Origin of the sequence: Micromonospora sp. C97, assembly GCF_018070385.1 — a bacterium.
GTDB lineage: Bacteria > Actinomycetota > Actinomycetes > Mycobacteriales > Micromonosporaceae > Micromonospora > Micromonospora parva.
This window is the reverse complement of sequence record NZ_JAGPXU010000001.1, coordinates 362,124-375,797: the sequence shown is the minus strand read 5'-3', so window position 1 is coordinate 375,797 and position 13,674 is coordinate 362,124. Positions and strand designations below refer to the sequence as shown.

The window sequence follows — 13,674 nt, the reverse complement described above, 5'->3', positions numbered from 1 at the left end:
CGGGTGAGGAGGCGTCCCGCACGGAAGCTGAAGTCTGGTCCGGACGGCGGCGCTGGCACCGGTTGCCAGCGGATCTCCGCGGCGTTACGTTGAGACGCCATCGACGTATGTCTACATCGCTAGGTACGGGGGCCCGCATGTCCACGCCTGTCACTCGTCGCACCGTGCTGGCCGGTGGGGCCGGCGCCGCCATCGGCCTGGCCCTGCCCGGCCTCGCGGCCGCCCACCCCGACGGCCACCATCGCACCAGCGTGAGCTTCACCCTCGACGCGACAACCCTCGACGGCGGCGAGCAGGTCACCTCGGTCACCCTCGACACCAGCCGGCTCGGGCCGATCGACCCGGCCGGGCTGACCCCCGCCACGTTCACCGTGCACGCCAAGGCCACCAGCCCGATCCCGATCGCTCCCGGCGACCTGATCTTCAGCGAGTACGACCTGGACCGGACGGTGACCGCGGCCCGGCTCGACCGGCGCGGCAACATCGTGCTGGAGTTGAGCCACGGCGAGGGTCAACCCGGCGGCGGCACCCTCGGGTACATCCTGAGCAGGGGCCGCAACGTCCAACTGGACCTCGTCTACACCATCACCCAGAACACCCCGATCGTCCGACGCCACGGCTCGCCGGTCACCATCGGCCGCTTCGTGCAGGCGGGGCTGTCGAACCCCGAGGTGGACGCCTTCAGCTACCACGTCTCGGGCTCCGGCCTGAAGTACCGACTGTATTCTCCCGACCACTCGCCCCGACGCGGTCGGCGGCCACTGATCGTCTGGCTGCACGGCGGCGGTGAGGGTGCCTCGCTGCCCGACGACTACTACGACAACGAGACCACACTGCGTGCCAACCGTGGAGCGCTCGGCTTCGCCACCCCGCAGGCACAGCAGATCTTCTCCGGCGCGTACGTCGTCGCTCCGCAGAGCACCTCCTACTGGATGGAGGACGGCCCCCGGTTCGCCCCGCTGATCCGCGAGATCGTCCAGGACCTGGTACGCCGCAAGCGGGTCGACCCCGACCGGATCTACGTGGTCGGTTGCAGCAACGGCGGCTACATGTCGCTGGAGATGACCTCGACCTATCCGGACCTGTTCGCCGCGTCGGTGCCGATCTGCGGTGTCGTCGAGCCGCTCGACGGGGAGGGCCCCCCATTGCTCACCGACGCGGAGCTGGCCGGGATCCGCACGCCGACCTGGCTGGTCACCTCACGCGACGACGACACCGTGCCGCCCGAGACCAACACGATCCACGCGCACGACCTCATCCCGGGATCGCTGATCACCCTGTACGACCACGTCGTGTGGAACGGCTACCAGTTCCCCGGGCACTGGTCCTGGATCTACGTGGCCCGCAACGACCCGAGCCTCAACGGCACCCACATCTGGCAGTGGATGGCCCGTCGTCGTCGGTGATCCACCGTCCGGCCCGGATGGATCACCGCCTGCGGCGCAGTTCGCGCAACACCCCGTGTCGACGCAGCGCCCAGACGAGACGCCGCACGCGGGGGTGCCACACCACCAGCACCGCCGCCCGGCGGATCAGGCCGATCCGGTTGTCGCTCACCTGGTTCTCGATCGCCTGCCAGATCAGCTCGCGCACCTTGGCGCTCGCCAACACCGCCCGAACCTCACGCCGTACGGTGGGATCCTCGGCCGCCGACGCGATGGCCGCGGCCTGACCCGGCCGGTCCGCGAGCGGCTCCACCGCCGCCGCGACGAGGGGCCGGCGTACCTCGTCCCGCTCCAGCAGCAACAACACCGCTTCCCGGATCTGCACAGTGTCCAGGGCCGACCGCAGCAGCCGGAGCAGGCTGCGTTCCACCTCGTGGTCGTGGTCCGGAACGGTGAGGGTGGCCAGCAGTCCCGCGACCTCGTCGAGGTCGACGACGTGTCGCACGCCGGTGCGGAACTCCGGCATCTCCCACGCCACCTGCAGCGCCTTGACGAGATTGCGGTTCATGGGCCACCCGCTACCCGCGAGCGCCGGCCGGCGAAACCCCGCGACCAGTCCGGGGCGGCGCGCCAGCCACGATTTCCGTGACGGGGTGAGCGGCCGCCCGGGGTCGGGCGGCCGCTCGTCATCGGGTCAGCACCAGGTCAACGTCGAGTTGATCCGTGTGACGTTGCTGATCGTGTTGTTCGCCCCACCGCAGGGGTTCTGGGTGATGTTGGTGTTGGTGACCGTCAGGTTCTGGAAGCGGATGCCGGAGGAGATCGGGAACTCCGATCGCGAGGCGATCCGCACCTCGCCACCGCCCGTCACCGTCCCGGACACTCCGGCGATGACGACGTTGTAGCAGTTCTCCACCAGGATCGAGTTGTTCCCGGTGTTCGAGATCGTCACCCGGTCGATGACCGCGCCACCGGACTCGGAGACACAGAAGATGCCCCGACCGCCCCCGGACGCGATCACGGTGCCGACCCGGATGTTGGTCGGGTACGAGCTGCCCACCCGGCCGTTGCGGTTGGCCATCCGGAACGCCGCGTACCCGGTGCCGGTCCCGGCGCCCTGCGCGTCGACAGTGCCCACCGTGGCGTTGATCGTGTCGTTGAGCAGCAGCCCGGAGTCCCGGGTGTTGCGCGCCGTGACCGTGCCGATCGTCAGACCGTCCACGCCGTACGTCTCCACCCCGTGCGTCCCGGTGCCCGACACGTACACGTTGTCGATGCGGATGTTGCGCACCTTGACCGCTCGATCTCCGCCGTGGTTGTCGATGCGTACGCCCAGGCCGGCCGAGAGCCGCATGTCGATCTGCCCGAGGGTCAGGTTGTTCACGTTGCGCATGAAGATCCCGTACAACGGTGAGCCGGTCAGCGTGAGGTTCTGCACCTCGACGTCAGTGGTGCCGCGCGAGTAGACCGGCGCCTGGTCGCCCGAGCCCGACCCGGTCACGTTGATCGTGCCGCACACGGCCAGAGTGGTGTACGACGGCAGCGACAACCGGGAGCCGGCGCTCATCGAACCGGAGCCGCGAACCACCACCCGCTGCTTCGACGTACGACCCGCCGAGAGCGAGTTGACCGCCGCCTGCATCGCCGACAACATGTCCGAACCCGAGTAGACAGTCGACGAGCCGTTGCGGGCCGTCCAGGTGCTCCCGCTCAGCACCGCCTCGGCGTTTGTCGACCCGCTGCCGCAGCCGGTGGTGGGTGGTGTGCTGACACCGCCCACCGCGACCAGCTGCCACTGCTGGTTCGTGCCGTTGAGGTCGGTGTACTGACTGATCCGGCCGCCGTCGGCGGTGGACCGCTCCCAGACCTCCAGCACCTTGGCGGAGTGGCGGTTGGCCAGGCGGACGTGGCCGCTGTCGGAGTCGAGGACCTGGAACTGCTGGTTGGTGCCGTTGAGATCGGACCACTGCCGGTACTCGGCGCCGTCGGCGGTGTTCCACTCCCACAGGTCGACGACCTTCCCGCTGTGCCGGGCCTTGAGGCGGTAGTAGCCGCCGCCGGAGGAGACGAACTGGAACTGTTGCCACGCCCCGTCGTTGCGGGACCACTGCTGGATCACCGCGCCGTCCGCCGTCGAGGTGTCCCGGACGTCGAGGACCTTGCCGCTGTGCCGGTTGACCAGGACGTAGTAGGCGTTGGTGTCGATCGCCGCCGCTGCCGGCGGTGCGCCGACCAGAACCGCGCCGGCCGCGCCGACCAGCGTGGTGATCATGGAGAACACCAGGCTGGTACGCCATCGGCGACGGACCGACCCGCCGCCGGACCGTTTTCTCGTGAGGGGGAAGGGCATCGCTCCTCCTGGCTGGATGGGCTCGGGGTGAGACGGGACGGGTGCCGAGGCCGGCGGGCGCTACTCCAGGTGGAAGGTCGCCGATGCGCGGTCGGCGCTCGAACTGACCGCCTCCACGTAGAGCAGTCCGCCGCGATGGCGCACATGACGGCCCGGGAAGTTCTGCGACTCCAGGGAGATCCCGGCGCTGTCGGCGAGGCCGGCCTGGCGGCGGAAGCTCGCATCGCCAGCGAACAGGGCTGAGCCGTCGCTCTTCTCGACGTACAGGGCGAAGCCCCGGTGACGCAGGTAGTACCCGGGGAAGTTGGTCGACTCCAGCGACACCGATCCGCCGCCGGCGAGGCCGCTGACGATGCGGAACTGGGAGTCGGCCAGGTTGGTCACGTTCGGCTCGATCCGGGCCCGGTAGTCGTAGTGCCGGATGTAGCTGCTGGTCTGGTCGTGTGACCGCAACCGGACCGGGGTGGCACCGTCGGGCACCGGGATGCCGAAGTTCGGGGTGCCGTCGGCGTTCCAGTACACCTTCTGCAGCCGGGTGCGCCGGTTCGGGTCGTTGAGCGGATCACCGGAGATGTCGCGGTAGCTCCGGTCGTGGTAGACGAGGATGTCGCTCTGCCCGTCCTCGGAGACGGTGAACGAGTTGTGGCCGGGGCCGTACTGGCTGGTGGCCGCGTTGCTCGCGAACACCGGGCTGGGGCTCTTGCTCCACGAGGCGGCGTCGAGCAGGTTCGCGGTGACGGAGGCGCTCAGCATCCCGAGGCAGTAGTTGGCGTCCGTGGCGCTGGCCGAGTAGGTCAGGAAGATGCGGCCGTTGCGTTGGATCACCGCCGGTCCCTCGGCGACCCGGTAGCCCCGGGTCTCCCAGTCGTACGTCGGCACGACGAGGCGAGTCACCGTGCCGGTGATCTGCCACGGGTTGGCACCCATCCGGGCGAGGTAGACGTTGGAGTTGTTGGAGATCCCCGGCTCCTGCTGGGCCCAGGTCAGGTAGCGCACCCCATTGGCGACGAAGGTGGAGGCGTCCAGACTGAAGGTGTCCCAGGGGGTGCTGATCCGGCCGCGTTCGGTCCAGGAACCGGTGAGCGGATTGGCGTTGGCGTTCTCCAGCACGTACATCCGGATCCGCCACACGTCATCGGTCCGCCCGGCGGCGAAGTAGACGTACCACCGGTTGTTGATGAAGTGGATCTCCGGTGCCCAGATGTGGGCACCCATCTCTCCGCTGGTGTGGCGGCTCCAGATCGTGGTCTCCGCCGCCGTCGCCAGCCCCTGCAGGGTGGTCGCCCGGCGCAGCACGATCCGGTCGTACTGCGGCACCGTCGCGGTCAGGTAGTAGTAGCCGTCGGTGTGCCGGAAGATGTGCGGGTCGGCCCGCTGGTTCGCCAACGGGTTGGTGTAGCTGACGGCCGGTGCGGCCTGAGCCGGCCCGGCCACGGGCAGGCCGGCCGACACGGCCAGCACCACCAACACCGCGGCCAGCGCCGACCGCAGTCGTCGATGGCCGCCGCGGCCGGCGGGCCCGTGGCGGACGGCTCGGCGGGTGGTGGGGTCGGTGGGAGCGAGTGGCAGCGGCATCTGTCCTCCGCGAGCGTGGGAAACGGCCATTGACCGGCGCGGGACGACACCCGCCGTGCGGCGTGCCGATGCGGTCGACGTCACCCGGCGATGTCGGGAAGGGCCGGGGGAGAGGCCCGAAAAGGCGGGAGTGTGACGGTGGCGTTGCGGGCAGGTGGCGGACTCATGTTGGCGTTAACATCGATGCATGTCAAGGTGTGGAAGTCACTGACCTGGCGGCGGCGGCCACCCTCGTACCTGCGGGTAGTGTCCTCGGCGTGCTGCGACGGTGGGTTCTGGCGATCCTGATGGCGGCCTGCGGCGTGTTGGTGGCGGCGAGCCAACTGACCGCCGGGCTGCCCGCCGTCGGCGCGGTCGAGCTGGTGGTCTTCCTGGTGTTGGCACTGCTGCTGTCGCCGTGGGCCTTCCCCCGCTCGGTGAGCGCCGCCGAAGCGCGGCGGGCCAGCGCGGTGGACGGCCGGCCGATCGTGTACTGGCGTCCCGGCTGTCGCTACTGCCTTCAGCTGCGGTTCTCACTCGGCCGGCTCGCCCGGCGGGCCCACTGGGTGGACATCTGGCACGACCCGGCCGCTGCCGCCGCCGTCCGGGCGGTGGCCGGCGGCAACGAGACGGTGCCCACCGTCGTGCTCGGCGAACGGGCTGTGGTCAACCCCGACCGGGCCTGGTTCCGCCAGCAGCTCCGCTCGTCCTGACCCGGCGTCACCCTCATCCCACTGGTTGGCCGGCACGGTACACGGCCAGCGGGCGACGCAGCGCCCTGATGTCGCTCGTCGGGTCGCCGTCGACGATCAACACATCGGCGTCGAACCCCGGGGGCGATGCGGCCCTTGCGTCGCGCCAGCCCACTCCGCTCGGACCTGGCTTCCGTGAGTCGGGGCAGGTGTTCCACAATCGGCGTCACCTCAGGAGCGGTGCGCTGCCACGTTGATGACGTTGCCGTCGGGGGCACGGACGAAGAACCGGCGCACCCCCCACGGCTCCGTGGTCAGCGGGTGCACGATCTCGTAGCCGAGCCGCTGTGCCTCGGCATGGGCGGCGTCCACATCGTCCACCTGGACGCTGATGACCGAGTCCTCGGGTGCGGACGCGTCACCGGAGACGAGCTGCACGGCCACGTCGGGGTCGGGCGAGGTGTAGCGGGCCACCCAACCCAGGTTGAACGCCTCGGTGCTCAGACCGAGGAAGTCGGTGTAGAAGCCCTTCGCGTCGCTGATGTCAGCCACCGGAAGGTTGGGCAGGATGCGGACGACGCGCATGGGGACCTCCAGCTCGGGTCCGATGATTATCCGCCTGACACCGCACGCGCCACGGTGCATCCTGACGCGATGGCAGCCGATGACATGATCGATTCCGAGAACTGGGCCGGCGGGTTCTACGAGCTGATCCTGGTCCTCGGGCCAGCCGATGATGCCCGACTCGACCGGGCCGCGGGTGCTCTCTGGCGGGCCGCTGACGTCCGTGGGTGCCGCGTCGGGGTTGACCTGGTCGAGGTGACCCCCGGCGCGCAAGCGTTCACGACAGGCGGGCACCTGCGCGGGACGCTCACGCTCCCGTCCGGCGCGCGGGTGGTGTGCGGCAGCTACACGACCAGGTACGACAGCGTCGACAACCTGGTGCTCTACCTGCCGCTCGGCGCGCTGGCCCGGGCGGACGGGAGGATCGGCGGGTACCCGTTCGACCAGCGCAGCGGCGTCGAGTCGCTGACCTGGCGCGCCCCACTCGACCGTTGGCTGGCCGACATCGCTGTCACCGTCCACGCCGACGTGCCGTTCACCCGCGCCATCATCGGCTTCGAGGCTGACGACGACACCGACACCACCGCCGGTGCGAGCTACACCGCTCGCCTGGTACCCGGGACCAACGGCATGGACTATCACCCGGCGACCAACTGACCGGGCACCGAATCCGGCGCGGTCGCCGTGCGGGTTGGCTGTGTGCTGGGCCGCCCGGGTACGGCCGGGCCCCGACTATTCCGCTGGTCGCACCCGGGCGACGCGTCGGCGGTAGTCGGCGGCCACGGCTATGACCAGCGGACCCCACGCCAGAAGTGGGGCGTAGAAACGCAACACCTCCCAGCCGGGGGCCGGATGTGCCGGTTCGTCGTCCCCGATTCCCACCCAGCCGCTCTGCACGACGTGGAACCGCTGATTCAGCAGGAAGTACGCGCAGACGGCGACGAGCAACCAGCCTCCGGCCAACGCCACGCCCACGACCGGACGCGCCGGGATGCGACGGCCGCCGAAGCGGGGTATCCACGGCGGAACCCGCTGGCCCCACCCGTGCACCAGCCCGAGTGTCGACAGCGCCAACCCCATCGACACCGCGGACAGCAACAGCATGTACCAGTGCGAGACGGCATCGTCGGTGAACACCAGCGACAGTCGCCAGAGCGCGGACGGCAGGACGCAGAGCGGAACGGCGTAGGCGGCCCAGACCGCCCAGGGCGGCGCGGCGGTGCTCGGGTACGCCGGCGCCGGTGGTCCGGTTCGGGTCTGTTCGTCAGCGGCAGTCATGGACCAACGATCGCCGGCTGTGGGTTCGCTCTCCTCCCCGACGCAGTGGAAGTGCTTCCCCTGCTGGGGGCAGGTCGTCGGGGTGGGGACCCGTTCGCCCGGGACCGCCTAGGTCGTTCTCTGCTGGGCGAAGAAGGACTCGGCCGCCTCCAGCCGGGGCACCTCGACATTCAGCCTGCGCGCCTCCGCCAGGGTGTCGCGGCAGACCGCGCGCAGTTCCTCGGGGTTGGCGTGCGCCTCCATCACCACGCGCATCGGCGGGAAGTGCCCGAACAGCCAGGCGAGCGCCGGCGCTGCCAGCCAGACCGGTGCCGTGAAGGGCAACAGGTCGGCCCGGTGCCGCCGCAGGTCGACGCCACGGGCCTCGACGAGCGGGAGGAGTTCGCGGATGGCGAGGATCGCCTCGCGCATGGTGCTGGTCGTGAGCTTGGACAACGAGCCCAGTTTCAGGCTCTGCGTGTGCAGGCCGGCGTTCTGCACGAAGTGGATCGACAGCCAGCCACGGAAGTCCCGGTTCTCCCGGAGCCTGAACCCCGCCTCGCGAAACACCTGGCGCACGGCCCGCTCGCGTTCGGTCGGTGCCCCGCCGAGGGTGCCGAAGGTGACCACGGGCAGGAGACTTCCACGAAGCACACCGTCGTCGCCGAAACCGCCGCCGGCCCCGGGGAAGCCCCAGGCCACCTGGTCGGCGGGAAGGTGCGCTGTCGCGGCCGGCGGCTCGACCCACAGGTTGTTGAAGACGAGCACTGTGGCTCGGCCCACGCGCGGTCCCAGGAAGGCGGCGGCCTCCGCGAAGCTGTAGTGCTGCACGCTCAGCACGATCAGGTCGAAGTCGTGGTCCGGCTCCAGGGACTCGCGATAGCGCACCGGCCACCTCTCGGCGACCCGCTTCCCCCACGGCCGTCGGCGCGCGTCCAGCAGATCAAGATCGATCGCATCGCCGTACGCCGCTGCCCGCCCTGGCCGGACGTAGAACTCGACGTGGTGCCCGGCCTGCTCCAGCGCCCACCCGTACACCGCGCCGATCACGCCGCGACCGAACATCAGAATCTTCACGTGGCACCTCGTACCCTATAATTGGAGGTCATCTCCGCTTTCAAAAATATGGAGACAGTCTCCACTTGTCAACCCTGGGGCCCCTGTGACCGATGCCAAGCCACTGCGCGCCGACGCCCGCCGCAACCGCGACGCCCTGATCGCCAAGGCTCGCGAGCTCTTCGCCGACGGCCGCTTCGACCTGCGCTTCGACGACTTCGCCAAACTTGCCGGGGTGGGCACCGGCACGCTCTACCGGCACTTCCCGACCCGTGAAGCGCTGGCCGAGGCGGTCTACCGTGAAGAACTCACCGCCATGTGTGAGCGCGCCCACGAGATGCAGGCCACCCTCCCCGCCGACCAGGCGCTGGAATCCTTCCTGCGCGGCTTCGTGGACCACCTGCACCACCACGAGGGCCTCGCCCGCACCCTCGCGACGCTGATGGCCACCCAGTCCGGCGCGCTGGCGGAGGGCACCCAAGCTCTGGGCCAGGTCGTCGCCGATCTCCTGGCCGCCGCCGCCAAGACCGGCGCCATCCGCGACGACGTGGGCGCCGGCGCCGTCATGATGACCCTGCACGGCATCTGTGCGGCCTACGACCACCCGAGCTTCCGCACCGACGCGGACGGTGTCGTCGCCCTCGTCCTCGACGGCCTGCGCCGCGGAGAACCCTGAGCAACGGGTCCCCGCGCCGACCGGCCATCTCAGTCACCGCCCAGCGCGGCCGCCTTGCCGAGCAGCACCGAGCGCTCGCGCTGATTGGCGCAGAGCCGGGCGGCCAGCGCCAACTCGGCGCGGGCCTCCGACCGCCGGCCGAGGCGGGTCAGCAGCTCACCGCGTACGGTCGGGACGAGGTGCGAGCCGGGGAGCCGGTTCGAAGCGATCAGCTCGTCCACGACGGCCAGGGCTGGTGCCGGACCCGAGGCCATGGCCACCGCGACGGCCCGGTTGAGCTCGACCACCGGCGAGGGCGCGACCCGGCCGAGCGCCTCGTAGAGCCGGACGATCCGTGCCCAGTTGGTCTGCTCGACCGAGGGCGCCGACGCGTGGGTGGCCGCGATCGCGGCCTGCAGGCCGTACTGGCCGAGGCCGCGCTCCGATGCCGTGGCCAGCGCGGCCAGCCCACGACGAATCGCCGACAGGTCCCACAGTCGGCGGTCCTGGTCGGCGAGGAGCACCGGCGCGCCCTGCGGGTCGGTCCGGGCCGGGAAGCGGGCCGCTGTCAGCTCGCACAACGCGAGCAGGCCGTGCACCTCCGGCTCGTCCGGCTGGAGCGCGGCCAGGGTGCGGACCAGCCGGATCGCCTCCTCGGCGACGTCGGGGCGCAACAGCCGCTCACCCGAGGTGGCCGTCGACCCCTCGGTGAAGATCACGTAGAGGACGCTGAGCACGCCGCCCAGCCGCTCCCGGCGCGCGCCGGGCGGCGGCAGTTCGAACGGCACCCCGGCCGCCGCGATCGCCTTCTTGGCTCGGGTGACGCGGGCCTGCACGGTCGGCACGGGCACCAGGAACGCGCGGGCGATCTCCTCGCTGGACAGGCCGCCCACCACCCGCAGGGTCAGCGCCACCCGCGCCTCGCGGGGGAGCACCGGGTGGCAGCTGACGAACATCAGCGCCAGCACGTCGTCGTCGATCCGGTCCGGATCGATCTCCTGGTCGATCACGAGGTCGGCCGCCAACAGGGCATACCGGTCCTGGAGGGCGGCCCGGCGGCGGATCGCGTCGATCGCCCGCCGCCGGGCCGTGGCCATCAACCACCCGGCCGGATTGGCCGGAGATCCACGCGGCCAGGCCACCAGTGCCTCGGCAACCGCCTCCTGGGCGGCATCCTCGGCCAGCCCGAAGTCACCGGTGAACCGGGTCAGCGCGGCGACGATCCGCGCCGACTCGATCCGCCAGACGGCCTCGATGTCGGCCGTACCCATCAGACCTGGCCGTCGCTCTCGCCGCCCAGCGGAACCTCGTCGGCCTCGGCCACCCGACGGACCTCGATCTTGGAGCCGCGGACCGCCGGGACCCGTTTGGCCCACTCGACCGCCTCCTGCTTCGTGGCGACGTCGAGCAGGAAGTAGCCGCCGAACAACTCCCGGGTCTCGCCGTACGGGCCGTCGGTGACCACCGGCGTCTCGCCACCGAAGTCGACAACGACGCCCTGGCGCGGATCGTCGAGACCCTCGGCCGCGACGAGCACGTCCGCCTTCATCATCTCCTCGATGAACCGGCCGGTCGCCGCCATCGCCTCATCGATCGAGGCCATCATGGCCGCGTTCGTCTCGTCGGTGCCCCGCATGATCAACATGTACCTCGACATCGTCTTCTCCTCATCCGACGGGCCGCCTCCCGACCCTCGCACGCACTCGTCGAACGAGCGGCCCGCGAATCGACATCGCCAGGAGATTCTCTCGCCGCGACACCTCCGATTCCCCGAACCACGGGTGGCGGCCCACCGAACCGGATGCCCGCCGGTGGTCACCTGGCCCCACACCGCTTGATTGAATCGGCGCACATCAATAGATTGAGGGTGGGCGCCGCCGAGGCCCGGGAGACCGGGCCGTCGGCGGCTGACAGGTCCGCCCCGAGCCGGGCATCTCGGTCGTCCGCACGACCGGCAGTTGTGGCGCACCGCCGCGCCGCATCCAGGGCACGTTCTCGCGTCGCGTCCGTCCAGGACACGCCGCGGTCGCGGCCTCCGCTCAGCTCGATTCAGAAGGACCTTCCATGACGATTTTCCGTGCCCGCCCCGCCGCGACAGTGGTCGTCGTCGCCGCGCTGGCCGCCGCCGCCACCACAACCGGCGCGGCGGTGCTCACCGGCCCGGCGTCGGCCGCCCAGGGTTGCCGGGTCGACTACACACCCAACCAGTGGCCCGGCGGGTTCACCGCCGCCATCAAGGTCTCCCCGGGGGACACGGCCGTCTCCAGTTGGACCGTCACCTGGACGTACGCGGGGGACGAGCGGGTCACCAGCGGCTGGAACGCCACTGTCAGCCAGTCAGGATCGACGGTGACCGCCCGTAACGCGTCGTACAACGGCAGCATCCCGGCCGGCGGCTCCACCGAGTTCGGGTTGCAGGGGACGTACGGCTCCAGTCCCGGCGCACCGACCGGGTTCGCGCTGAACGGCGTCCCGTGCAACGGCGCCACCCCGCCGCCGACGACGCCCCCACCGACGACGCCCCCACCGACGACGCCCCCACCGACGACGCCCCCACCGACGACGCCGCCGCCCACCACCCCGCCGCCGACCACCGAGCCGCCGACCGGGTGTGCCGGCGCGGTGCTCTGCGACGGCTTCGAGAGCCAGACCGGTTCGACGCCGTCCGGTGACTGGGCCGTGGTCAGCCCGGACTGTTCCGGTGCCGGCACCGCCACCATCGACACCACCACCACGCACAGCGGCAGCCGGTCGGTCCGGATCAACGGCGCAGCCGGGTACTGCAACCACGTCTTCATCAGGTCCACCAAGAACCTGGGCAGTGTGGGCACCATCCGCTACGGGCGGATCTGGGTCCGGCACACCAGCGCCCAGCCCACCGAACACACCACGATGATGGCGATGGTCGACGCCGCCGACGGCAACAAGGACCTGCGGTTGGGTGGCCAGAACGGTGCCCTGCAGTGGAACCGCGCCTCCGACGACGCGACGCTGCCCGAGCAGAGCCCGGCCGGGGTGGCACAGAGCGTGCCGCTGCCCACCAACCGATGGACCTGCCTGGAGTTCATGGTGGACGGCGCGGCCGGTCAGCTGCGTACCTGGTTGGACGGCACCGCCATCGTCGGGTTGACCGCCGACGGCGCGCCGACGCACGACATCGACGGCCAGTGGTACAACCGCACCTGGCGACCGCAGCTCACCGACCTGAAGCTGGGCTGGGAGAGCTACGGCGGCGGAGCCGACACCCTCTGGTACGACGATGTCGCGGTGGGGTCCAGCCGGATCGGCTGCTGACCCGTCGGGGTCGTCGGCGGCGCCCGGCAGCGGTGCGCCGTCACGCCGACGATGCTGTCTAGGGTGTGACCCCGAGGGTGGGTCACACCCTGGACCGCGTCGGCCTCGACCTGGCCGGGCCCCGCAGGAGAGAGCGACAATGGACCGCAACCTGGCCGACGTCCTGGACGCGGCGGCGCACGGGCACTTCCCACCACCGGACGGCGGAACCACAGTGGTGCCGCAACCCAGCCGCCGGGACGCCGGAGTCATCGCCTTCACCGGGCACTCGGTGGTGTTCACCGACGAAGACCCCCAGTGGGTACGCCGTGTGCTGAGCAGCACCGACTGCGACCCGTTGGCGGCCACGATGAACCCGCGTTTCCTGGGTGCGCTGCTCGACCGCACCCGACGGTCCATGGACACCATCGACCTGCTGACCGTCGCGAGCAACCTCGCCGGGCCGCCGCCACTGCGGCTGACCGAGCTTGCCGACGGCGAGCATCCCCGCGAGGTCAGGGCCCGTCGCCGCCGTGACGACGTCCGGGTCTGGGCCGCCGAGGGTGGAGTGGTCGTGCTCGGCCGAGGGGTGGCCGGCCGTTGGGAGGCAGCGATCGAGGTCGACGACGAGCGTCGCCACCGGGGCCTGGGGCGGGCGCTGGCGACGGCGGCCCGGCATCTGGTGCCCGACGGCCAGCCGGTATGGGCCCAGCAGGCCACCGGGAACGCCCGCAGCGTGCGCGCCTTCCAGGCGGCGGGATTTCGACCGGTGGGCGCCGAAGCACTTCTCCTCCAGGCCTAGGCACACCGCATTGACGGACCCCGCGTCCACTGTGTGCATACCGTGATCCGGGGGACGTTTCCACGATCACGTCCGGGGGCATCCCG

14 protein-coding genes are annotated in these 13,674 nt (G+C 70.8%); 6 read left to right on the top strand and 8 right to left on the bottom strand.

What is annotated here, in order from left to right; all coding sequences use genetic code 11:
* The first annotated feature begins 137 nt into the window (after positions 1 to 137).
* Positions 138 to 1,406, top strand: a complete 1,269-nt coding sequence (locus KBX26_RS01600; protein WP_210864508.1) for a prolyl oligopeptidase family serine peptidase — start codon at positions 138 to 140, stop codon at positions 1,404 to 1,406.
* Between the two features lie 22 nt (positions 1,407 to 1,428).
* On the opposite strand, the gene KBX26_RS01595 is transcribed toward KBX26_RS01600, so the two are convergent.
* From KBX26_RS01595 to KBX26_RS01585, 3 genes are all read right to left on the bottom strand, one after another.
* Positions 1,429 to 1,953 (bottom strand): hypothetical protein, encoded by a 525-nt coding sequence (locus KBX26_RS01595; protein ID WP_210864507.1) that lies wholly within the window; start codon positions 1,951 to 1,953, stop codon positions 1,429 to 1,431.
* Between the two features lie 126 nt (positions 1,954 to 2,079).
* Entirely contained in the window at positions 2,080 to 3,735 is a 1,656-nt protein-coding gene (locus KBX26_RS01590; RefSeq protein ID WP_374224181.1) for an RICIN domain-containing protein, read from the bottom strand.
* A gap of 60 nt (positions 3,736 to 3,795) precedes the next feature.
* Positions 3,796 to 5,310: a family 43 glycosylhydrolase gene (locus tag KBX26_RS01585; RefSeq protein WP_210857565.1), complete on the bottom strand. Its 1,515-nt coding sequence runs from the start codon at positions 5,308 to 5,310 to the stop codon at positions 3,796 to 3,798.
* A 197-nt stretch (positions 5,311 to 5,507) separates the two neighbouring features.
* Here KBX26_RS01585 and KBX26_RS01580 point away from each other — a divergent pair, with 197 nt between their 5' ends.
* A complete protein-coding gene (locus tag KBX26_RS01580; RefSeq protein ID WP_307857726.1) occupies positions 5,508 to 6,002 on the top strand; it encodes a glutaredoxin domain-containing protein in 495 nt (164 codons plus the stop codon).
* Positions 6,003 to 6,212: 210 nt separating this feature from the next.
* Here KBX26_RS01580 and KBX26_RS01575 read toward each other — a convergent pair whose 3' ends face one another.
* Entirely contained in the window at positions 6,213 to 6,566 is a 354-nt protein-coding gene (locus tag KBX26_RS01575; protein WP_030330676.1) for a VOC family protein, read from the bottom strand.
* 69 nt (positions 6,567 to 6,635) lie between these two features.
* Between KBX26_RS01575 and KBX26_RS01570 the strand changes: the two genes are divergently transcribed.
* Positions 6,636 to 7,202 (top strand): hypothetical protein, encoded by a 567-nt coding sequence (locus KBX26_RS01570; RefSeq protein WP_210857566.1) that lies wholly within the window; start codon positions 6,636 to 6,638, stop codon positions 7,200 to 7,202.
* Between the two features lie 75 nt (positions 7,203 to 7,277).
* Here the strand turns inward: KBX26_RS01570 and KBX26_RS01565 are convergent, their stop codons facing one another.
* Positions 7,278 to 7,823 (bottom strand): hypothetical protein, encoded by a 546-nt coding sequence (locus tag KBX26_RS01565; RefSeq protein ID WP_210857567.1) that lies wholly within the window; start codon positions 7,821 to 7,823, stop codon positions 7,278 to 7,280.
* 108 nt (positions 7,824 to 7,931) lie between these two features.
* Positions 7,932 to 8,879, bottom strand: a complete 948-nt coding sequence (locus tag KBX26_RS01560) for a ketopantoate reductase family protein (RefSeq protein ID WP_210857568.1) — start codon at positions 8,877 to 8,879, stop codon at positions 7,932 to 7,934.
* Between the two features lie 85 nt (positions 8,880 to 8,964).
* Here KBX26_RS01560 and KBX26_RS01555 point away from each other — a divergent pair, with 85 nt between their 5' ends.
* A complete protein-coding gene (locus KBX26_RS01555; RefSeq protein WP_030330668.1) occupies positions 8,965 to 9,534 on the top strand; it encodes a TetR/AcrR family transcriptional regulator in 570 nt (189 codons plus the stop codon).
* A 29-nt stretch (positions 9,535 to 9,563) separates the two neighbouring features.
* Here KBX26_RS01555 and KBX26_RS01550 read toward each other — a convergent pair whose 3' ends face one another.
* Positions 9,564 to 10,784 carry an RNA polymerase sigma factor gene (locus tag KBX26_RS01550; RefSeq protein WP_210864506.1) on the bottom strand — a complete coding sequence of 407 codons (1,221 nt, stop codon included), beginning with the start codon at positions 10,782 to 10,784 and terminating at the stop codon, positions 9,564 to 9,566.
* Entirely contained in the window at positions 10,784 to 11,170 is a 387-nt protein-coding gene (locus tag KBX26_RS01545) for a YciI family protein (protein ID WP_030330665.1), read from the bottom strand. The genes KBX26_RS01550 and KBX26_RS01545 overlap by 1 nt, the downstream gene beginning before the upstream one ends.
* Positions 11,171 to 11,577: 407 nt before the next feature.
* Between KBX26_RS01545 and KBX26_RS01540 the strand changes: the two genes are divergently transcribed.
* Entirely contained in the window at positions 11,578 to 12,807 is a 1,230-nt protein-coding gene (locus tag KBX26_RS01540; RefSeq protein ID WP_210864505.1) for a cellulose-binding domain-containing protein, read from the top strand.
* A 139-nt stretch (positions 12,808 to 12,946) separates the two neighbouring features.
* Complete coding sequence (locus KBX26_RS01535) at positions 12,947 to 13,588, top strand: GNAT family N-acetyltransferase (RefSeq protein WP_210864504.1); 642 nt, start codon at positions 12,947 to 12,949, stop codon at positions 13,586 to 13,588.
* Positions 13,589 to 13,674 lie beyond the last annotated feature (86 nt).

What these genes read in the sequence shown, in the direction of transcription:
- KBX26_RS01600 (WP_210864508.1), top strand. Translation starts at nt 138, where the DNA reads ATGTCCACGCCTGTCACTCGTCGCACCGTGCTGGCCGGTGGGGCCGGC.
- KBX26_RS01595 (WP_210864507.1), bottom strand. Translation starts at nt 1,953, where the DNA reads ATGAACCGCAATCTCGTCAAGGCGCTGCAGGTGGCGTGGGAGATGCCG.
- KBX26_RS01590 (WP_374224181.1), bottom strand. Translation starts at nt 3,735, where the DNA reads ATGCCCTTCCCCCTCACGAGAAAACGGTCCGGCGGCGGGTCGGTCCGT.
- KBX26_RS01585 (WP_210857565.1), bottom strand. Translation starts at nt 5,310, where the DNA reads ATGCCGCTGCCACTCGCTCCCACCGACCCCACCACCCGCCGAGCCGTC.
- KBX26_RS01575 (WP_030330676.1), bottom strand. Translation starts at nt 6,566, where the DNA reads ATGCGCGTCGTCCGCATCCTGCCCAACCTTCCGGTGGCTGACATCAGC.
- KBX26_RS01570 (WP_210857566.1), top strand. Translation starts at nt 6,636, where the DNA reads ATGGCAGCCGATGACATGATCGATTCCGAGAACTGGGCCGGCGGGTTC.
- KBX26_RS01565 (WP_210857567.1), bottom strand. Translation starts at nt 7,823, where the DNA reads ATGACTGCCGCTGACGAACAGACCCGAACCGGACCACCGGCGCCGGCG.
- KBX26_RS01550 (WP_210864506.1), bottom strand. Translation starts at nt 10,784, where the DNA reads ATGGGTACGGCCGACATCGAGGCCGTCTGGCGGATCGAGTCGGCGCGG.
- KBX26_RS01545 (WP_030330665.1), bottom strand. Translation starts at nt 11,170, where the DNA reads ATGTCGAGGTACATGTTGATCATGCGGGGCACCGACGAGACGAACGCG.
- KBX26_RS01540 (WP_210864505.1), top strand. Translation starts at nt 11,578, where the DNA reads ATGACGATTTTCCGTGCCCGCCCCGCCGCGACAGTGGTCGTCGTCGCC.
- KBX26_RS01535 (WP_210864504.1), top strand. Translation starts at nt 12,947, where the DNA reads ATGGACCGCAACCTGGCCGACGTCCTGGACGCGGCGGCGCACGGGCAC.